Source organism: Halalkalibacterium ligniniphilum, from assembly GCF_000334155.1.
Taxonomy (GTDB): domain Bacteria; phylum Bacillota; class Bacilli; order Bacillales; family Bacillaceae_D; genus Halalkalibacterium; species Halalkalibacterium ligniniphilum.
Genome location: NZ_ANNK01000090.1, coordinates 1 through 21,648, shown reverse-complemented (window position 1 = coordinate 21,648; position 21,648 = coordinate 1). Strand labels below are relative to the sequence as shown.

Here is a 21,648-nt window from a genome sequence, read left to right as displayed (position 1 = left end):
TGTATGCCGATTTAAGGATTACTCCCAATCAGGATAAAGATCTGTTCGTCTATCACGCCAAGTTGTAACAGAGCCCCTTTTTCGAACTTCATATAATAAGTCTAAATGAAGATCCGCTGTTACAATCATATCGTCATTTAACTCTCCTTCCACCATAATACCTCGAGGTGGAAACGGAACATCATTTGGTGTGATGACTGCTGCTTGTCCAAAGTTTCCTCTCATAAAATCAACAGTAGGAAGTGACCCGACCGTTCCTGTTGTTACAACGTATACTTGATTTTCCACAGCTCTTGCATGGCTTGTATAACGGACACGGTGGAATCCGTGCCTATCATCTGTACAAGAAGGGCAAAAGATAATATCTGCGCCCTTTGCTCTGACCATCCTTACAATTTCAGGAAACTCAATATCATAACATGTTAACATGGCAATGGTACCTTTTTCCGTCTCAAAAACTCTAACGCCTTCACCAGCCGTCATATTCCATTCCTCTACCTCTGTAGGGGTAATATGAAGCTTCGCTTGCTCCTCCACTCTACCATCAGGATAAAACAAATGAGCCACATTATAAAGGCGGTCATTCTTTAAAATAACATGCGTGCCTCCGATGATATGCATGTTTGTTTGTTTTGCAAGATTTATGAATAAAGAACGGTATTGTTCTGTAAAGTTAGGCAAATCTCGAATCGTTAATGGTTGACCATCTTTGTCGCCAATTGACATTAACTGTGTTGTAAAGAACTCTGGAAACAAGACAAAGTCTGCTGAAAATTCTTCAGCTGTTTTAATATAATGCTCTACTTGCTGTGCAAACTCATCAAAAGATTTAATCGTATGGAGATGATATTGTACGGCTGAAACTCTTAGTTGCATAAGCTTCTCCCCTTTGCTACATCCTAAATATAATGACGTTAATTATTATTCTTTACTTTCATAAATAAAACAAGTACACACTTTCAATGAACATAGTGAAAAAAAGTATACTATGCTTATGTAATGAAAAATGACCTCTAAAAAGCTAAGAAAATCAAGCCAACTTGAAAAGCACCGTTTTCTTTAAAACGGCGCCCCCCATTTTATGAAAATGAATGATGGATACAAAAGATATCGACTAATTTGCCAGAAAAGCTTTACCATTAAATAGTATTATCCGAATGATTATCGATGTTAAAAGCTACGAAAAACGTAGTACTTCTTTTTATTTTTTTACTCTCTACATTGATGGATCATTCATCATCTTAACTAGACCTTGCCTCAGATAAGCCAATTCCAGTACCATCCACCTCGTTAACTGTAGACTTAAACCGATAAAATATTTCAAAATTATTCGGCATCTCCTCTTGTTCGATTCCTATTCCCATTACTAAATTTTAAAATTATTACCCTTAAAAAGAAGCATGATCTAGTGTTCTTGTGTATACAAAATATGACAAATTTTCGCGAATAAGTCTATTTTGCACTTAAACAAGCATTCCCATTAGGAATCTGTATACTTTCTTAACACAGATTTAAGCCGTTATTTACCGATGGAAAAAGAGGATTGCTGATTTTACGCATCCTCTTTTTCCATGAATACACGATTCACTAGTCTTTAAAAATATCTTCACCCAAAATTTGTGGGATGTGCAACATTGTAAACAGCTCTTTCACATCTTCATTTACATTGACAATTGACACATATCGTTCATGTTCTTGTATTTGTTTGACAAGTTTCATAAATAGGCCGATTCCAGTTGAATCTAAAAAGTAAACCCCTTTAAAATCAATTTCTATTGCCTTGTACTTGAGAAGCTTTGGTGTGATTTCATCTGTCATTAATTCCGTTCCATCAATATCAAGATCACCAATAAATGAAATACTAGCACTTTCATTTTCACCTTCAGTAATTGTATATTTAAACAATCTTAAAGCCCCCTTTTTAAGAGTGAATGAGTATTTCACCATTTTTGCTACTTATCAAAGCACATACATTTGAAGTTTCCTTTGAAAATAAATGTGATTTTCTACCGATTTGAATCAAAGTGTTCTCCATCGCGACTCCAATTACGATTTTTTGACTGTCTGGCACAACAATCTTTGTTCGTGCACCTGCCTTTGAACCAACTTCACTAATGTTAGCACCTTTTCCAGCATAGATGGTACCACCTAGCACATATCCTTTTACATTAACTGTTCCTTCACTATGGACATTAGAATTATAACAACCTTCCTCCATATTAATATCTCCACTTGAATAGATTTGACTATTTAGTGCATAGTTTAATGTAATATGTGCATTTGATTCAGGAGGCACAATGCTTATGTTATATAAATTATCTAGCCTGTTACTAAATCTTCTTAGGTCCTCTATATCTCGCACTTGTTCTGGATGAACCATGGCAAAGGCCTTGTGGCAAAATTCCCGGACACTCTCCCATTCTTGATCGAGCAATTCATTTCCCTCATCAATTTTTTGAATAAATTGATGAATTAGCGGTAAAAATGGCTTGTATTTTTGTTCCATTAATAGCCGTAATAATGAACTTAATCCCATGACTTGAAAATCTGATTTTTTAAAAGATGTCGTTTGATAAAGCTGTTCAATTGCCAATATGATGTTTTTTAGTTGAGAACGAATTTCAGCAAGAAGTTGAACCAACTCTGAAATCAGCAAATTACTTTTTCCAGCAGTAATTTTGCTTGAAATGACATTATTTCTTACGTAAATCGAATGTCCAGAAGAAATTTTAGCACTATTAACATTTTCATTGATTGTAATGTCACCTTCCGCATCAACTGTCATTGACTCTTGAACACTTCCAGTGATTTCGACATCACCAATAAAATGAATATTACCTGATGAAATATCAACATCTCCAGAGTGAACCAATTTAGGCATGACTGCAATCCGAACCATTTGTCCTTGCTTGTCAATCTGCGGCCGTCCTGATTTAATTGCAACGACAGTAGAATTTTCTTCAAAAAACGTTACACCTTTGCCTAATCTTAAAATGACTGGCAAACTTGGTTCAGGCATGATTGGCTCACCTTTTACATTGATGCCATGATTCCCAGGGATTGGAGGAATGATATCACCTATCACATATCCTTCTTCAACAATTGGGATTTGATGAATTTCTCGAAAATCAATGGATCCGTCCGTACGCTCTTTTGGTTGATTTTTTTTACCACTCACATTAATTCTTGGTTCAAATCGACCATGTTTTCCTTCAGTAGGCTTCAAGCCCTTTGCAATTTCGTATGTCCCTTCCTCTTCTGCGAAGCATGCCCGTTCTATCTCAATGTAGTCGATGCCATAGACAATTCCCAATTCATTCATTTTTGCTAAAATTTCATCTTTTGTAATGGTTTGATTTACTTCGGTTTTTTCCTCGACCGTTAGCTTCAAATGGCGCGTCGGCTCTTGATCCGAAATCGTACGAGTAATGATGCAGCCAGGTCTGATAAACAGCTTTGCTACCGTATCTCTTTCATGTAATTCAATCTTCCATACCGTTTCTGTTATCGTTTTTTCTAACTCTGTTCGAATAATATCTCCTTCTTGCAGGACAACTGTACCATATTCTTGTTGCTCATTTCGAAAAAAACGTATATCATCAGGAATGGTGACAAGTGGAACCGAACGCTCACTATCTTTACAATATATTTTACCATCTTCTACCCATGCTTTTCCTTGTATTGATTCTTCCTCTTTTTGAATGGTAAACTCTGTGTTTTTTATATCCTCTGGATTATCTTGAAGCTTAGAATCAAACGTTAAGTTTTGAAAAAATTCCGTTTCTTCAATTATTCTGCGCTGCTCATTATAAGGCGTATCCTTTCTTTTCGTCACTTTGACAATGGCTGGCTTTGTTATCATACCAAAAACCATATTTTTACCATAATCTATAACCTCAATGTCGATTTCATCTTTGCTTGCATTTAATAATTCTAACGCGATTTCGACAGCTTCTGTTACGGTTTTACCTTTAGAGACGATACTATTACCCATAATAAAACCACCCCTTTTTGACGACCCAGCTTTGAACTAGACTGACTCCCTTTCCTTTTAATTTCAAGATTTCATCTTTGTTTTAAAGATGACCATTGTAATGTCATCCTTTTGTGGTACATCCCCTGTAAAATCATGCAATACCCGAATCATTTTTTCCTCAATTTCTTGTACTGTAAGCGCCTCATTTTTTTCAGTTAAGAAGGTAATCAAGCGTTCAATTTTAAATTGTTCACGATCTTTATTTTCAGCTTCGATAATCCCATCTGTATAGAAGAAAACAAGGTCATTATCTTCTAATTTTATTTCTCCAGTTTTATAATCTTGATTCGGCAACCCTCCAAGCATCACACCGGTAATTTTAGGAATTGGCACTATATTCTTCTTCCTTATCAATAGAGGCAATGTATGACCTGCATTTGCAAATGTCAAGGTTTTATTATCTGGGTCCCAATCAGCACACAGTACAGTAACAAATGAGCTTAACCCTCTTAAATCCTCGTAGAGTGCATTATTCATCGCAACAAGCGTTTCACTTGGGCCTGGCTGCGTTTCCGCAGCACTACGAAATGCACCTCTTGTTAATATCATTAGCATGGCAGCTGGAATACCTTTTCCCATCACATCACCAATAATGATTCGTAGTTTTCCATTGGCTAATGAATAAAAATCAAAGTAATCCCCACCTACAAGCCGTGCCGGTATCGATGTCCCCGTAATTTCACCATCAATTAATGAGGGTTTGTTTCCATTTAATAAATGAGTTTGAATGTCTCGAGCTAAATTAATTTCTCGCGTCAGCTGCTTTTCATATAAGTGAATCTTTGATTCAGGTACTTTTTCTTTTTGAGCGAGTGAGAAGCGATCGTTAAAATACATAATGGCCTCCTCTACTAAAAAGTATTGTTGCCGTTAATGAACTTTAAAAACTTCTATCTTTTCTTTTAACTTTTCTGATAAGTTATCTAAATGAGTAATGGCTTCAGTTAATTCGTTTATCGTATGAATAAGCATGATGCTAAGATCTGAAATATTATAGGCATGCTCTTGTGAAAAATGCAAAAACGAGTGGAGATCTTTTTGAATCGTTGCAAAATGTTCATCGACTTTTTGTAGTTCTTGCTTTTCAATTTTCGAATCTTTCAACGACTGATTCATTTTACCGACAAAGCTTTCTAGTTTCCCATTTAACTCTACGAGAAATAGCTTTGATTCATCTGTCATTTTCATTGAAACATCTTTCATTTTTTCTAGTGAATCATTCGACTGGGTTGCAAGCATTCCAGAAACATAGTGCAAGGAATGAACTTCTTTTTTTACTTCAGCGATTAAATCATGTATTAATTCCGTCATTTCATTCATATTTTCCGCTAAAAATCCCCACTCATTCTTTTCGGCAAGGATAATTTTTTTGGTGAAATCACCTGTAGAAAGATCTTTAATATGACTTGTTAGTATCTCAAGTGGCTTTAACTGCTTTTTCGCAATTAAACGTATCATATAAATTAAGACACTAAATATAACTAAAAAAGAAATAACAATGATGGCCGCCATTTTTTGTTCAATGCTTTCAATTCGATCAAGGTTAGATACTATGGTCATGACACGGTTGTTCTCTAAAGGAATGTATGTTTTTTTAACCTCTTGTTTACCGCTTGTAAAATAAATACTTTGCTTTTCTCCAGTTTCTAACACGTTTTCGAAAAATTCGGCATCTCGCTCGTATGTGATTGTATGAGACCCGTACAATACCGGTAAATCAAATTCAGGTTCGACTACGTCATTCTCATCTCCTTTTAACCAGGCAGGAACATTAATAACAGCAATTTCTTCAAAATCAGGATTTTCATTTAAGGTTTCTTCAATAATCGCATTTGTTCCTAATTTATACGTTAAGCGGTAGATTTCTTCATCAATCACATAAGGATTGAGTAGGATATCTGAGTCTTCCATATAATAATAGGCATATTTATAATATTTATCTTCCCACTCTGATCTTGATATAGGGCCAACCCAGTAATTACCATCAGCATACCCTTTTTCTACTGTCACTTCTTGACCATTCATTAATTGATTAAATGCAGTAAACCAATAACCCCAATCTTTCGAGCTAAGACCAAGCTCGTTAGGATCGGTTGTTTTTGTAACAACAATGTCGTCCCCTTCTCTTGTAAATAAAGAAATATCATACAAATCCCATTGTTCTTTTAATACATTAAGCTCTTCTACTGTAATTTCATCGATTTGCTTCCCTTCTAGGGCACGTGCAATAGCTTTTGATGCAGTTAATAGCTTTATATCAATCAAATGTTCAATCGTTTGATTGGTGGAATAAGAGTTATCCATTGCTTGAACGACAATTTGTTTCATAGAATTTATTAACTCAGTTTGGTAGGTATGAACCTCGGAGCGAATCACATAATAAGCCACTGCAACAGTTATTATTAGTACAATTAAAATAGTTGCTCCAATTTTAATAATAAATTGGTTTAATACATTATTTCGCCCCATATTTTTCACCCTCATTTTTCTTCTTTTCATTATTTGTGAAACTATTAACATTTTCAAGATCCTGCTCTAGTACAATGGTTGTACCACTAGAACCTGTACATAAAAGCAACGTATCCACTAATTTTAGTACTAAACTAAATCCGTGACCGAGTGATGCCTTACTCGAATAGCCTGTTAAAAGAACTGATTTTGGAAGCTCTGATAATTCAATCCCTTCCCCATTGTCTCGAACCAAAATACGCAACTTATTCTCCTCTAAATAAACCTCCATAACCCCATCCGTTGCATGTTTTAGAACATTTGTCGTTATTTCAGATGTACAGAGAAGAAGATTAAATTTCATTTTATTTGGAATGTTTAATTCTTCAGCGAGTTCTTCAATAATCTTTCTACTTATTGGAATGTCTTTACTATTACGAATTGGACACTGCTTTAAAATGGGTGTCATTAAATAGCTATTGATTTCTTCCTCATCTGTAAGGATAAGCTTCCCTTGTGTCACAGCGTAAATAACATCACTGTAAATAAAGCGAATCATTTTATCCTGTTCCTGTTCATATAGTAATAAATCACTGATGTTAAAAAAGATGAGTATAGATTCAGACTCATTTGGCACACAAAACAGATCATAGGTTTCTTCAGTGTCTGGATTTTGTATATAATCTCGAATAACTTTGTTCTTATTTATTGAGGCTTTTGCATACCTTATCACCTTTTCAGATTCTGGAAGCGTTATTTCAAATCCATTGCTGTCTTTTAATTCTCCATCATAATGAGCAATCCATTCAATCGTCAAATTGTTTAACAACCGAATATCTTCTAATGATTGGTTAAACCGTTTTAAGTCGGGCTTACGCTCTTGTTTGTCCATGCTTTCGATTACACTTAAGTCTTTTTTAAGCTTTGAAAGCATATCAAAATCAATGACAAGCTTGACAATCGAAGGGTCAAGTTGCTTGTACGCCATTTTTATAAATTCCTTAGGGGCGTCTTTAATAAGAGGATCCTGAAACAAATTATCAATTTCATTCGCAGCGGCAATGATCCGTGCCCCTAGAGGAATCTCTTCACCTTTTAAACGGTGTGGGAACCCGTTACCGTCCCATCTTTCATGATGATAAAGTACATATTTAGCTACTTTTTCAGATCGGGTAATTTCTCTTGCAAACTTCTCACTATAAATGACATGTTCTTCAGTTATATCAATTTCCTTCTTTGTCTTCGCACCATTTTTGTAAAGCTTCATTTTATTAAGTTCCATTTTTCCAATATCATGTAAAAGGGCAGCCATATGAATATGATCAATTTCATTTTTTGGTAAATGTAGCATCCCGGCAATCTGTCTAGCCACTCTTCCTACAGAGCGAGAATGTCCTTTTTCCATTTTTCCATTGCTTTCGATTAAAAAGGTTAATGACTCAAGCGATGTTAAATAAGAACGTCTTAGTTGATTATAAAGAAACGATAAATAATAGCCGAGGATGCTTATGAATATAAATATAGCTGAAACAAATACAAAGCTTAACATTCCACTATGAATAAGTTCAACAGCTAATCGATAACTAAAAATTGAAGTAAATATAAAGACAAAACCAGCCTCTTTAATAATTGGGAAATAATGAAAAACAGATTTGTTCGTTTGATGAGGTGTGTGGAAAGCTGAAAAGAAATTCCCAATAATGCATAGATAAAAGAACTTCACAACAAAAAAAACAATAGCATCATCTAAGGAAATATAACCGATTTTGCCACCTAATAGTATGTACAAAAATCCAAAAGCGAGTCCAGCTATACTATTAAATGCAAGTTGCTTTAGTTGATTTTTTAACGAATGTTTGTATAAGCTTGACAATAATGCGACCAATATTGTCAAAAGAATAACCGCTTCGAATCCAAAAGAAATGAAAATGATCGGAGGAAAGACAACACCACCGGAAAAAAGAACATGATTAGGTAAACGAACGGAATAATGATTTAGTAAAACAATCACTATAGTACTAAACACAATCGCATAGAAGGACACTGACCCGATAAAATTAATCGAGAGATAGCTTCCAGCCACGCCTAGACAAAAAATATATAATAATTTCATCATTGACATGACTGACCACCTTTCTTGAAATCATAGTTACTAATAAATGAAATGTTTATCTGTTCTATGTTCTTACATGCTTTTCATAAAAATGAAAAATCCCTCTACCTTTATTAGGACTATTTTCCTATTTGCCAATAAAAAATCCACCTAAAAGGTGGAGTCAAAAAGCCATCCTTCACGGTAACCCGGCTGCCATCGCATGAAATGCATTAGGCCCGTGGCTTTGCGTCTCAGTCTTTCGAACAGATTTGCCATTATCAGCAGACAACGTATATAAATAAAGCTTTTCTTTATCCTTTTTGAACGGCTTCAAGCACTCGAAACACACCAACAGTTTCTAAAATTTCTTTAAGATCTTCGTTAATGTCTTCGAGTAAGACGGTGAATTCTTGTTCTCTTGAGAGAAAGATTACATTTAATATTGCACCGATACCAGTTGAATCGATAAAGGAGGTTTCAGAAAAATTAATTAACAAGGTCACACCTTTTAGAGAGCTCAATTCCTCGACAAACTGTGTTAACGTGCTTGCCGTAGTAATGTCTAGATAACCTTTTAAAAACAACCTTTTTTTCGTTTTAGACACTTGTTCTACTTTTATTTCTAACAAAGCTCTCACCCCCTGTTTATATTAATATCTTTATTTGCTTCGATAAGTCAAAATACGACCGACAAAATCTATAGCAAAAATAAGTTTAAAACGGCTAAAACTCATTCCTTTATATAGAAATAGTACGAAATAATCCTTAAAAAACCTATGATCTTTAGTCCTAATCCTTTAGTACTAGATTAATGAGATTTTACAGAATTTACACCGATTTTGTCAAATACTCTGTTAATATTTCTCTTCTCCTTGATTATATCGACTAGATACCATTCGACGATAAGTAGAAAAACAGATTTTTCAATCTTCCATGTAGCGCTGACTTATTCAATGTTTTATTTACAGCAATCAGCTAATCAAAAAAGGACATTCGAGATTTCTCCCTCATGCCCTTTTATTAGGGTTACTGTTTTATACTAATTGAACGCTTTTTATTCGTCAATTGGAAAAGTCCAATTATATGGATCAGCTTGTCTACCTGTTTGAATATCAGTCAGTGTTTTATATAATTTTTTTGCCAAGTCTCCTGTTTGACGATGATTAATGACCATTTTCGTTTCATTCCAGTTTAAATCACCAACTGGTGAAATGACGGCTGCTGTACCTGTACCAAATGCTTCTTCTAACAGACCATTTTCGTAAGCCTTTTTAATTTCTTCAATTGAAATTTTCCTTTCTACAACAGGAATGCCCCAATCCTTTAAGAGCTCAAGAACAGACATTCTTGTCACACCTTCTAACACACTTCCACTTAATGCTGGCGTAATGACTTCTCCATTAATTTTAAAGAATATATTCATGCTGCCGACTTCTTCAATGTATTTTTTTTCAATCGCATCAAGCCAAAGCACTTGAGTATGGCCTTTTTTAGCTGCTTTCTCCTGAGCAATATAGGATGCTGAGTAATTTCCAGCTGTTTTTGCAGCTCCCGTTCCACCTCGTACTGCTCGTGTGAACACTTCTTCTACATAAATACTGACAGGATGGATACCTTCAGGATAATAGGAGCCGACTGGAGATAAAATAATTATAAAAGTATACTCATTTGCAGGGACCGCTGATAAGTTTGCTTCAGAAGCAAAGACAAACGGACGTATATATAGAGACGTACCTTCTGCTGACGGTACCCAATCTTGCTCAATATGAAGGAGTTCCTTTAAATAGCTTAACACAAGCTCTTCATCGAGAGGGGGTATGCTGATCCGTAGACTAGATCGGCTCAACCTTTGCATATTTTTATCAGGTCTAAATAATAAAATCTTATCCTCTTCTGTACGATAAGCCTTTAATCCCTCAAATACCGTTTGACCATAATGGAAGATCATAGCAGAAGGATCTAATGTTATTGGTCCATAGGGGATGATTCTAGGATGATGCCAGCCTTTGTCCCTTGTATAGTCCATGACAAACATATGGTCTGTAAAATGTTTACCAAATGCCAAACGATTAGGGTCAGGCTTCGGCTTAGGATTTTTTGTTTTAACGATGACTAAATCACTATGACTCATTGTTCCCTCTCCTTATAAAGAAATTCGCACTGTATTTAATTATTTTAAAATTTAAACCACATTAACACAAGGAAAAACAAAATTTTCTCTTTCTTATGTATAAACAAAATATAAGCTTATCTTATAAAGTCAATATCGCTATTTCAACAAAACAACAAAAAAAAGTAGCAATTGGATATGAGTTTTCCTTAGCTACTTTAGTTATTCTCTCGTAAGAATGAATAGATCAACAATTACATTTATTTACTTTCGATTGCCCATTTGTGAGTGTGACTTACTTTTTCGATTGTTTATCATCTTCTTTACAACTGGATAGATAATTGGTGACCATTTAATAATTTGTCTAATTAATCGTTTCAAACAGTTCGCCTCCTCTCTTCTTAAAAATTCCCTAATTTTTTTCATTGTAAACGCCTCTTTGAAAAACTGCTTTTTCAGGTCGATTAAATTTCTTTCATTTCTTTACTGTTTCTTTTCTCCGTAATATCTAGCGAGCTCCATAATCATTGCCCCCATTCTCTCATGTTCAGGAGCAACAATTCTTTCCACACCTTCATCTCTTAAAGCCTCCGTTGTCACTTTCCCAACAGATACTGCGACGACACTATTTTTAAACACAGTTAGAAGATTTCCATGGGCAGCTTTGTTCCTTGCATAATCAAATAAAGAGCGAACTTGAATCGCTGTTGTAAAACAGAGAGCATCTAATTTATCGTTCATTAGCTCAAAAAGGAGCTGTTCAATTGTTTTCTCATCAGGAGCAATATGTTGATAAGGTAAGAGCTCCGTAACGGTAGCACCTTTGTCATTAAAAAACGCACGGAGGACCGGAGATGAAACACCATGTAGTTGAACCATGATTCGCTTGCTAGAAAAGTCATACTTTTTCAACTGCTCCATCAATCCATTCATTGTTCCATCTTCATCGACAACAAGAGGTTTGATGTTTCTTTTTTTCAAAGCTGCTAATGTTTTATACCCTCTTGATGCTATCTTTGCATCGTGAAGAACATTTAAAAATTGATCATGGACTCCTAATTGCTCTGAAAAATTAAATAATGCATCTGTTCCAATTCCGGTTGTGAAAATCACCCAATCTGCACCATGCTCAACAAATTGTTTTAATTTTGGCTCAATTTCCTTTTGCGCTAAAAAAACGGTTCCTTGAAGAGGGCGGACAAATGCTGTTCCTCCTTGTTTTTCAATTAAAGTGCTCATTTCTTCTGTTTTACGAGACCCTGCAATAGCTACACGCTTACCTGCCAACTTCTGCGCCATTTTCTATCCCTCTTTCTATCGTTATTCATTCATTCATTTCAAAACCTTATGACAAAATTCCGAAAAAAGCTAACCCTTATATAGTGTACTAGATGACATCATTTTTTTCATTAAAAAGAGGGTGAACCATTCAATGAAGAGTCCCCCTCTGACATCTCGCTAATAAAATTTTACTTATTGATTACATGCCATTTTTTAAATAGGCTTCATTCGTCCAATCTGTGACAAACATGTGACCAGGCGCATGAGTAATCATGATTGGAAGCTTTGCTTCGATCGCTGCAGCTTGTGGTGTAACCCCACAAGCCCAAAACACAGGTGTTTCGTCCTCTTTAATTTCCACAAACTCACCATAGTCAGGATGTTCAATATTTTCAATTCCAATCAATAAGGGATCTCCAGCATGAACAGGACCACCATGCATATTTGGAAATTTTTCAGTAATGGCTTTTGCAAGATCAAGATCTTTGTTTTTAATTGGTCTCATTGAAACAACCAATGGTCCTTTAAAAGGTCCAGCTGGTGTTGTTTCAATATTGGTTTTATACATCGCTACATTTTTATTGCAATCAATATGCCTTAGTCGAATGCCATTTTTCACTAATTGACTTTCAAAGGTAAAGCTGCAACCAATCAAAAAGGTCACGAAATCGTCTTGCCAAATATCCGTAATTGAACTTTTCTTTTCAACTAAGCCTCCATCTTTAAATACATGGTAAAGAGGTATATCTGTGCGAACATCCGACCCTTTAGCCAATCTTGACTCAACTTCCCCTGCTTCTAAAATGTCAATGACTGGGCAAGGTTTTGGATTGCGATACGTATAAAGAAAGAAGTCAAAAGCGTATTCTTTAGGAACGATCGCTAAATTGGCCTGTACGAAATCATCACAGGCACCAGAAGTATTTTTATTAAATGAACCATCGCGGATGAGTTGTCGTAGCTCTTTTGGTTCCAAAAATATTCCCTCCATTTTCTACTTTTACTCACTTGATATTTTTTAACGAGTAGTTACTTGAGGAAATTACTGATCGAGCTCGGAAAATTGTTTTCCTTGCTTTCCATAATTATCTTTTAATAAATCCTCAATAAAAATGAAAACTTTATCTTTATCAACCTCAAAGGTTTCCGAAACTAAATCAGTCATCTTCTCGATTAATTCCTTTTTTTGCTCTTTTGTTTTTCCTTCTAATACTTTTACAGTGATAAATGGCATCTGCTATTCACACTCCTATCTACTATTTTAAGCTAATGATTAAATATTTTTAATTATACTAGAAATTAATTCGTGCTTAATCATAGTATAAATTATCCACTCAAACGGATATTTATTTTATCATGTAACGGGTGAATTGTCTAAATTATCGCTTAATAGAACCTACTACAACCTCTATGAGCACTTCCATTCATCTAAAATGTATAAAAAGACCGTAAAAAATGTTCACGGTCTTTTTGTCATGGATTAAATTAAAGATTTTTACTTATACTGCAAAAGAGCGACAAGCTTTTGCACAACGCTCGCATGCTTCAGCACATTTTTTACAATGCTCGTGGTGCTCGGCATGCTTTTTGCATTCCTCCGCACACGCTTCACATATTAATGCACAAAGCGCACAAATCTCCTTCATATATGGACTGTTCCTTGTCATCGCATTTGCAGCGAAAGTGCAAATTTCAGCACATTCACGCGTTAATCGAATACAATCTCTAACCATATCTATGTTGTCCTCTTTTAGACAGGCATCATAACAATGGTTACATTCCTCTAGACATTTTAAGCATTCCTCAATACACTTTTTCAATTGTTCATCCATTTAAATCACTCCTTAAGTTGATATAATATACTAATACCACCTAAGGGTATTTTAAAAACATTATTCATTAATTTTTTCCTCTGAAAAGGTACAGCGTTTTTGTCCAGCTTCATTTAAACGGAGAATGTTCTGTTTAAATAATCAGCGCAATGGCCGCCCTTCTTCTGCTAGTGTTTCCCATGACTCCCCAAAATTCTTTGTTTCATAAATATTTTGTTGATGAGATGCAACAATTAGACTTGATTCATCTAATGGATGACCACTTATCAGCATAATAGCATCGTCTTCCAATTGAAAGTTTAATGACTCCCATGTGTTACCGAAGTCTTCACTATAGAACAAACCTTCCTGTTCTCCTATAAGGTATGCAACAACTTTCTCGGAATCAGCATCTAAAGTTGTTATCGCAGTCATCGTATAGGTTCCATTAACAAGCTCCCATTCTTGTCCACCGTTGTATGAAGCAAAAAGGCCATTCTCGGTACCAGCAATCAAATAATTCGGATCATGAGGATGAGAAGTAAGAGACATAATGCTAGCTACTGGTACAGGTAAGCCTTCTACCTCGATCATTTCCCAATCATACCCACGATTTTCTGAGTGATATAAGTTCGAATTGTAAGCGTCAATTCCATACATGATATCAGGATTTCTTTTATTAAAGTGAAGAAGATGAAAGTCCACTTCTTCATACAATGCGATTGGCTCCCAAGTCTCACCATTATCCTCACTAATCATTACTCCTAAAGGGTCGACTAAATCTGATTGTGGACTCGGATGACCACTTGACATCATTGTATTTTCGTCAACAATTGTGTAGCCCATCAAATCATGCTGATGCTCGGCTTTACCAATATGTAGCCATTCACCTTCATTCACATTCAATAAACCCATATGCGTTGCTACATAAAAACTATGATCTTCATGAGAATATTCTAAGCCATGAATATGGGTAAAGGATTCAATTTCATCTTGATTTGTAGAACATGCTGAGAGAATAAATAGTGAAGCGACACTTCCTAGAATCATTTTTTTCAATAAAGTCACGTCCTTCATTTAGTGTTAATGATAAGAGATACGTACTCTTATCTCAATTATATTTCATTATAAATTTTCACCACATGAATGGTTAATTGTTGAACATTTTCATTAAAACCCCATAAAACCATTAAACACATTGTTAATGAGATAGGATGAAATGAATGCCATCCAGTCAAAAAACAAGAAAATACCAAAGATAATCATCATTGCTCCACCGATTTTCATTATCTTGTGCATATGCTTTTTCAATCCGTTAAACTTACCAATGAAAAATGTCAAAAAGAAGAACGGTATGGCAAATCCAACACTATATGCACCCATATAGAGCATTCCAGAACCAGGATTACTTAAACTCAAAGCCATGACTGACGACAATATGGGACCAACGCAAGGTGTCCAGCCAGCAGCAAAAGCCAATCCAATAACATAGGTTCCTATAAAGCCAGTTGGTTTTTTTGAGACACTAAACTGATGATTTTTCATTAAAAATGATGGTTGGAGAGCCCCCATGGTAACAAGCCCAAATAAGACGATGAGAATCGCGCCAATTTGGCGAATAAGATTATTATATTGAACAAAGGTTTCACCGATTAAGGATGTAGACATCCCCAAAACGATAAAAATTGTCGAAAATCCGAATATAAAGATTACTGTATGTAAAGTTGCTCTAGGAGGCATAAACCTCCCCTTTTCCTTCAATTCATCTACTGAAAGCCCTGTGATATATGAAACAAAAGCAGGATAAAGAGGAAGGTTACAAGGCGAGACAAAAGATAGCAAGCCTGCTCCAAATGCTAATAAAAACGTAAGATCCGTCATGGAATAACTCCCAATTCTTTATTTTGATTTATGCTTCCCTTTCTTATCTATCCTTCTTTAGGTTTAATACTCTCCATGTAACCTGCAATATCAGGCTCTGTCATACCACCTGTAATGATTTGAATGACAACGCCGTCAGAGTCGATTAAGAATGTTGTCGGAAGTGGGATAACACCGTAACGGTCAATTACCTGACGATTACTATCCATAGGAATAGGGAACGTTAATTGGTGTCGTTGAACGAACCGGTCAACAGCAAGTTCCGCTTCTCCTACATTTACAGCCAGAATTTCAACGCCTTGATCTTTATAGATCTCATATTGATTTTCCATATAAGGCATTTCTCTTTCACACGGCGGACAGTATGTACCCCAGAAGTTCAAAAAAACACCTTGCCCTCGATAATCATTAAGTTCGACTTCATTTCCCTTTAAGTCTGTTAATAAAAAGTTCGGTGCCTCATCTCCAACCCTGACTGCCGCATTGCTGTCAGACATGAAGTTAGTGTAAAACGTATAGCCAATTGCCACAGCCATAATAAGTAAAATCGTCGCACGCAGGATTAGACGTTTCTTTTTCATATTTCCCTCCACTCATTTTTGTTCGTTAAAACATAGCCTGCTCCGAAGTCTTCATGTAAAAGAATACTTACAGATTATGCATCCAAGTCTAGCTACTCCATTGATTTATAGCTAGCAAAAGAATGTAAAAGTGTGACAGTATGTATTACTGGTCTTTTAATGTACATACAGCAGACTGATTCATTCAAGGTTCCCCATCTTCTCTAGAATAAAATGAAAATATAAAGAAAGTATGAAGAAATAATAATCTAGTATGTTGTTCAAGATTCATTCACATCTAATAAGCAGGGGAGAAAACATCGTATTTAATAATGATAGCGCTATCATACTTAATAAAAATGTTTCACTACAATTTATTAGCTTTTATCCATTTAAAAATGGAAGGGCTCTTCGAAACCAATGCCCTTCCAAAATATCGATCTATATTCGTTCACTCATCTCATTTCTTATTGACCTCTTATGATTCTTCACCTTTTATGTAATGCCACACTCCGGTTAAGACACCTGCTTGATACAAGGAAACAAGCAATACTAACATAACAGGTCCGATCACTAAGCCTAAAACGCCGAATAACTGAAGACCTGCAAACATTGAAATAAGCGTAGCCAAAGGATTTAAACCTAAATTAGAGGAAAGCACCTTTGGCTCTGCCAATTGACGTTGAAGAATGACAACACCATACAAAATAAGTAAACCAAAGCCTAAAAAATAATCACCTGTGATCAAGCTATAAATAGCCCAAGGCACAAGTATCGTCCCTGTTCCTAAATAAGGAAGAAGGTCGACAAGCCCAATAATTAATGCAATGGTTAACGGTTGCTCTACCCTCAGAATTAAAAGCCCTACAAAAATTAACACTGCTGTCATGCTGATCAAAATAAGCTGTGCTGATATGAAGCCGATCACTTTTGATTTTAAATCTTTAACAACTGATACGGTCTTGTCAATGACATGATTCGGCATTTCTTTCTTTAATTTTTTTTTGAAAGTATGCCAATCTTTACTAATAAAGTATAAAGCAATAAAGACAAAAATAGCTGCAGTTAACGTAATTGGCAGCGCGCCTACAAAGGACGATAAATAATTCGCAATCGCTTGTCCGAGACTGCCTAGTAATGAAGCAAACTCCAATCCTATTTGCGATATACTGTCTTCAAATGCAGTTCGTTGAGACTCCTCTAGGTTGTTAAATTCCCCTAAAATTTCTTCCCAAAAAGGAAAGATTGTGTCATTAAAATACGTTTGCATTCGATTTGAAATCATCTCGATTTGAGTTGGAATCATTCGAGAAAGATAATGAAAGCCATCAATGATTTTAATAATAATGAGTGTTACGATACCCCCAACCAACCCAAACAAGAATAAAATACCAGCTAAAACGGCAAGTGGTCTGGGAAATTTTGCTTTTTCATCAAGAAAATTCACAACTGGGTTAATAAAGAAGGCTAATACGAATGCAATTAAAAATGGATAGGTTAGCTTAAAAAAATAAAATAAACATAACCATCCAATCGCGATGATCGCTGCAACAATAAGAACGCGTATAATAAGTTGTAATGTTTTATTGTTCATTCATATGAAACCCCTCTTTCTTAACTCCTGCTAAAACGATAGAAGCTCATTATAAACAGCATAATGATTATCGATTGCTATTTATTATTTTATCGAAAAACAACATTCAATTAAAGCTTTGACACTAGATATAGTTAACGGGGTACATCTATTCACTATACGAATGTAGGAAGAACTTATTCATCCTATCATCTATACTATACCCATTCAGTAATGAATAAACCTCACACTCATTAGGAACGCAATATTTAGATCATGAATAAACTTAACTAAGTCTCATGCAAGCACAAATAGGCTGTATATTATTAAGCTTCTTCTTTCCGTAGCATTTCTGTCTCTTCTTCTTCCTCATTTTCTTTGGACAGGAACCAACCACCTACAGCAATGGCGACCAGTACGACATAAAAAGAAATTTTCCATTCAGATGATTTGACAAAAGCTTCAGGTAATACTCCTAGGGATGGATGAGATAAGGTGTATACAGCAAGCTTAACACCTACCCAACCTACAATTAAAAATGCGGCAACTTCTAAGCCTGGTTTTTTATGCAAAAGTCCGACAAAAAAATTTGCAGCGAAGCGCATGATTAAAAGACCAATAAATCCTCCAGCAAAGATAACAAGGAATTGACCGCCATCCATCCCACCAATTGTTGGAAGGTTTGTAGCTGGTAACGCAACAGCAATCGCAACAGCGGCTAAAATCGAATCAACAGCAAAAGCGATATCTGCTAATTCAACTTTTAAAACCGTTCCCCAAAAACCTGCTTGTTTCTTTGGAACGTTCGCTGATTCGTTATCAAGCTTTTTAAAATAAAACTTTCGAACAATATGATTGATAGCAATAAAGAATAGATAAAGAGCACCAATTGCCTGTACTTGCCATACATCAACTAAGAACGAAATGGCAAACAACGAAGCAAAACGAAAGACAAAGGCTCCAGCTAACCCGTAAAATAATGCTTTTTTTCGTTGTTCTTTTGGCAAGTGCTTGACCATAATTGCTAAAACTAAGGCATTATCTGCTGCAAGAAGCCCTTCTAATGCAATAAGGACAAGTAAAACCCAAGCATATTCCAATAAAATTGTTAATTCCATTTTTTTTATCCCCTCTTTAAAAGAATGTAATGCTAACCTTCATTGATTTTGAATTGCTTATCTTGATTTAACCCATGCTTTTCTCGTAGCTTTTGTGGAGCAATTTGAATGATAAGCTGAAGAACAATCAATAATACGGCCATATCGTCAATGAACCCAAACAGCATAATAAAATCTGGAATAACATCAAGGGGCAAAGCCCAGTAGCCTATTATCAAAGCAATTGCTAGTAATTTCAACGGAAATCGCACATCCTTTGAAGTAAAAAAGTCAAAAAGAAAGGGCAAAAACTTTCGGACTCTAAAAATTTGGCGTAGGCCCCTAGACATTTTCGTCATCTTACAGCCTCCTCTCTGCATCTTGATCCAATCATTATTAACACAAAAATGACCTCTACCCAGTAATGGTAAAGGTCATTTTTAACACAAAAAGACCCTTACCCCAAAGGTAAAGGTCTCGCTAACAACACATAAATATGTTGCCAATAAAGCCGAGGAATTTGGGTATTCCTGTAATGACGACTTTATTGTACAGCTACTCCCCTTTTTAAAAAAGGATATTTATCCAATGAATGTATTCATAATAAGCCTTTTTTCTCTATCAGTCAATCATAATTTTTTAAAAGTTTCTCAGCTAAATCGCTCAACAATTTTGGCTAATTTGCTCTTGCTTTTCGTGCTACAATGTTTTAGATGGTGAAGAATGGAAAAATCATCGTGCGAAGGGGATGGTTGGATGAATTCATACGTCTCAAGGAAAGACGTTCCTGAACATGAAACATGGGATTTAACAGATATTTACGTTTCATCAGAAGAATGGAAGCAAGATTATCAGAGGGTAGACGCTCTCTCCAAAGAATTACAACATTTTGATGGGAAAATCGTTGATGGTGCATCTCTTTTTTCATTTTTAACAAAAAGAGAAGAACTTAACTACATTTCTAAAAAAGTCTTTGCGTTTGCAAGGCTGTCTGCTGATTTAGATACAAGAAGTCCTTCAGCTCAATCACTTGTAGAGCAAGCTTCTCAGCTTAGTGTGACAGTCAACACTGCCACCTCTTTCTTTCGACCTTTTTTACTTTCACTAGAGGAGACTACCCTTAAAGAATACTTAACTGAAGTAGATGGATTACAATATTTTGAAGAGTATTTATTTGAAGCCTATCGCTTTAGACCATACGTATTAAATAAGGATAAAGAGGAAGTACTATCCTATATAGGAGAAGCCTTGTCTGCTCCTAGTAAAACATTTGGCATGCTAAACAATGCAGATATTCAATTTGGCTTTGTAAAAGATAAGGAAGGGAATAACATCCGACTCACGCGAGGTTTATATGCGAAACGATTGGAAGACAATGACCGTAACAAACGGAAGGAAGCCTACAAAGCTTACTACCAACCGTATGTTCAATTAAACAATTCCATCGCATCAACGCTTTCTGCAGCAATTAAAAATAACGTCATGCTCTCAAATTTAAGAGGCTACCCTTCAGCATTAGAGCGATCATTGTTTGCAGACAATATCCCTCTTGAAGTATATGAAAATTTAATTGAAACGACCAAGAAACATATCGCTCCAATTCACCGATATACAGCAATCAGAAAGCAGATGTTAGGTCTGGACGAATTACGACAATACGATTTAAATGTTCCACTTATAGATGGAATGAATGAATACATTTCATATGACGATGCGTACGATACAATGCTTGAAGCGCTTCGACCACTTGGCAATGACTACATAGAGACCCTTCGTATGTTCAGAACCGCTCGTTATATCGATGTAAGAGAAACACCAGGCAAACGCTCAGGTGCATATAATATGGGACTATACGGTGTGCACCCGTTTGTGCTATTAAACCACCGTGATGACTTAAATAGTATGTTCACGTTAGTTCATGAAATGGGTCATGCCATGCATAGCCATTACTCAAGCAACTATCAACCGCAAATCTCAGCAAGCTATACGATTTTTGTCGCAGAAGTTGCTTCAACTGTAAATGAGCTCCTTCTTATTCATTATTTACTTGCACAAAAAACAGATAGAAAATCTAGAAAGTATTTATTAAATCATTTCATTGATAAGTTCAGAGGTACATTTTTTACTCAGGTCATGTTTGCTGAATTTGAGAAGAAGACGCACGAAATGATACAGAACGGGGAGCCTTTAAATGCTGAAGTATTTAACAATTTGTACGAAAAGCTGTTTTGCGAATATCAAGGTAATATTCTCACCCTCGATGAGGAAGTGAAGTATGGCTGGTCACGAATCCCTCATTTTTATCGGCCTTTTTACGTGTATAAGTATGCGACTGGTTTTGCTTCAGCCATCCAAATCGCTGGCAACCTACTAAAAGGAAAACAAGAGACCGTTGAAGCATATCTTCATTTTCTTAAAAGTGGAAGTTCTGATTACCCACTTGAACTTCTCAACAAAACGGGTGTGAACCTATCAAAGCCTGGGCCAATTGAAGCTGCACTTAAACATTTCAACGAGCTTGTAAATGAATTTGAAAAACATTAATGATTTCTAATTCGGAGCTACCTGTAATAACGACCATGTTTCAATCGAAAAGATAAAGGATCTCGCACGGTGAGATCCTTTATCTTACTTCCAGCATTGATTCGTTCTTCATTACAGCATTTATGTGGTAACTTGGGGCTGGGACAAAAGAGCTTTTAGATGAGAAATCCGAACGTCATGATCGTTAGGGCATAGCATTCGCTTCGGAAATA

The 21,648-nt window shown here is 35.7% G+C and carries 19 protein-coding genes and 1 riboswitch; of the genes, 1 reads left to right on the top strand and 18 read right to left on the bottom strand.

Annotated elements, in window-relative coordinates:
• Positions 1 to 18: 18 nt before the first annotated feature.
• From BLT_RS0110205 to BLT_RS0110115, 18 genes are all read right to left on the bottom strand, one after another.
• Positions 19 to 876 (bottom strand): carbon-nitrogen hydrolase family protein, encoded by an 858-nt coding sequence (locus BLT_RS0110205; RefSeq protein ID WP_017727697.1) that lies wholly within the window; start codon positions 874 to 876, stop codon positions 19 to 21.
• 711 nt (positions 877 to 1,587) lie between these two features.
• Positions 1,588 to 1,905 (bottom strand): STAS domain-containing protein, encoded by a 318-nt coding sequence (locus BLT_RS0110200; protein WP_017727696.1) that lies wholly within the window; start codon positions 1,903 to 1,905, stop codon positions 1,588 to 1,590.
• 16 nt (positions 1,906 to 1,921) lie between these two features.
• On the bottom strand, positions 1,922 to 3,994 hold the full coding sequence (locus BLT_RS0110195) for a FapA family protein (protein WP_017727695.1): 2,073 nt from the start codon (positions 3,992 to 3,994) through the stop codon (positions 1,922 to 1,924).
• Positions 3,995 to 4,057: 63 nt separating this feature from the next.
• On the bottom strand, positions 4,058 to 4,873 hold the full coding sequence (locus BLT_RS0110190) for a PP2C family protein-serine/threonine phosphatase (protein ID WP_017727694.1): 816 nt from the start codon (positions 4,871 to 4,873) through the stop codon (positions 4,058 to 4,060).
• 33 nt (positions 4,874 to 4,906) lie between these two features.
• Complete coding sequence (locus BLT_RS0110185) at positions 4,907 to 6,505, bottom strand: methyl-accepting chemotaxis protein (RefSeq protein WP_017727693.1); 1,599 nt, start codon at positions 6,503 to 6,505, stop codon at positions 4,907 to 4,909.
• Positions 6,492 to 8,606, bottom strand: coding sequence for an HD domain-containing phosphohydrolase (locus BLT_RS22680; protein ID WP_017727692.1), 2,115 nt, complete (start codon positions 8,604 to 8,606; stop codon positions 6,492 to 6,494). Before BLT_RS22680 ends, BLT_RS0110185 begins: the two co-directional genes overlap by 14 nt.
• 170 nt (positions 8,607 to 8,776) lie before the next feature.
• Positions 8,777 to 8,863, bottom strand: a riboswitch (cyclic di-GMP riboswitch).
• Between the two features lie 27 nt (positions 8,864 to 8,890).
• Positions 8,891 to 9,208, bottom strand: coding sequence for an STAS domain-containing protein (locus BLT_RS0110175; RefSeq protein ID WP_017727691.1), 318 nt, complete (start codon positions 9,206 to 9,208; stop codon positions 8,891 to 8,893).
• Positions 9,209 to 9,633: 425 nt separating this feature from the next.
• A complete protein-coding gene (locus BLT_RS0110170) occupies positions 9,634 to 10,710 on the bottom strand; it encodes a branched-chain amino acid aminotransferase (protein WP_017727690.1) in 1,077 nt (358 codons plus the stop codon).
• A gap of 462 nt (positions 10,711 to 11,172) precedes the next feature.
• Entirely contained in the window at positions 11,173 to 11,988 is an 816-nt protein-coding gene (locus BLT_RS0110160) for a uroporphyrinogen-III synthase (protein WP_017727688.1), read from the bottom strand.
• A 181-nt stretch (positions 11,989 to 12,169) separates the two neighbouring features.
• Complete coding sequence (locus tag BLT_RS0110155) at positions 12,170 to 12,961, bottom strand: putative hydro-lyase (protein ID WP_035425743.1); 792 nt, start codon at positions 12,959 to 12,961, stop codon at positions 12,170 to 12,172.
• A 51-nt stretch (positions 12,962 to 13,012) separates the two neighbouring features.
• Positions 13,013 to 13,204 carry a 2-hydroxymuconate tautomerase gene (locus BLT_RS0110150; protein ID WP_017727686.1) on the bottom strand — a complete coding sequence of 64 codons (192 nt, stop codon included), beginning with the start codon at positions 13,202 to 13,204 and terminating at the stop codon, positions 13,013 to 13,015.
• 265 nt (positions 13,205 to 13,469) lie between these two features.
• Positions 13,470 to 13,802, bottom strand: a complete 333-nt coding sequence (locus BLT_RS0110145; protein WP_017727685.1) for a four-helix bundle copper-binding protein — start codon at positions 13,800 to 13,802, stop codon at positions 13,470 to 13,472.
• A 141-nt stretch (positions 13,803 to 13,943) separates the two neighbouring features.
• Complete coding sequence (locus BLT_RS0110140; RefSeq protein ID WP_236611086.1) at positions 13,944 to 14,831, bottom strand: F510_1955 family glycosylhydrolase; 888 nt, start codon at positions 14,829 to 14,831, stop codon at positions 13,944 to 13,946.
• 120 nt (positions 14,832 to 14,951) lie between these two features.
• Positions 14,952 to 15,662: a cytochrome c biogenesis CcdA family protein gene (locus BLT_RS0110135; protein ID WP_017727683.1), complete on the bottom strand. Its 711-nt coding sequence runs from the start codon at positions 15,660 to 15,662 to the stop codon at positions 14,952 to 14,954.
• Between the two features lie 47 nt (positions 15,663 to 15,709).
• Positions 15,710 to 16,243: a thiol-disulfide oxidoreductase ResA gene (gene resA, locus BLT_RS0110130; protein ID WP_017727682.1), complete on the bottom strand. Its 534-nt coding sequence runs from the start codon at positions 16,241 to 16,243 to the stop codon at positions 15,710 to 15,712.
• A 457-nt stretch (positions 16,244 to 16,700) separates the two neighbouring features.
• Positions 16,701 to 17,816, bottom strand: a complete 1,116-nt coding sequence (gene ytvI, locus BLT_RS0110125; protein WP_017727681.1) for a sporulation integral membrane protein YtvI — start codon at positions 17,814 to 17,816, stop codon at positions 16,701 to 16,703.
• A 305-nt stretch (positions 17,817 to 18,121) separates the two neighbouring features.
• Positions 18,122 to 18,913 (bottom strand): TerC family protein, encoded by a 792-nt coding sequence (locus BLT_RS0110120; RefSeq protein WP_017727680.1) that lies wholly within the window; start codon positions 18,911 to 18,913, stop codon positions 18,122 to 18,124.
• A gap of 32 nt (positions 18,914 to 18,945) precedes the next feature.
• Positions 18,946 to 19,251, bottom strand: coding sequence for a YkvA family protein (locus BLT_RS0110115; RefSeq protein ID WP_017727679.1), 306 nt, complete (start codon positions 19,249 to 19,251; stop codon positions 18,946 to 18,948).
• A gap of 397 nt (positions 19,252 to 19,648) precedes the next feature.
• Between BLT_RS0110115 and pepF the strand changes: the two genes are divergently transcribed.
• Positions 19,649 to 21,436, top strand: coding sequence for an oligoendopeptidase F (gene pepF, locus BLT_RS0110110; protein ID WP_017727678.1), 1,788 nt, complete (start codon positions 19,649 to 19,651; stop codon positions 21,434 to 21,436).
• The last annotated feature ends 212 nt before the right edge of the window (positions 21,437 to 21,648 follow it).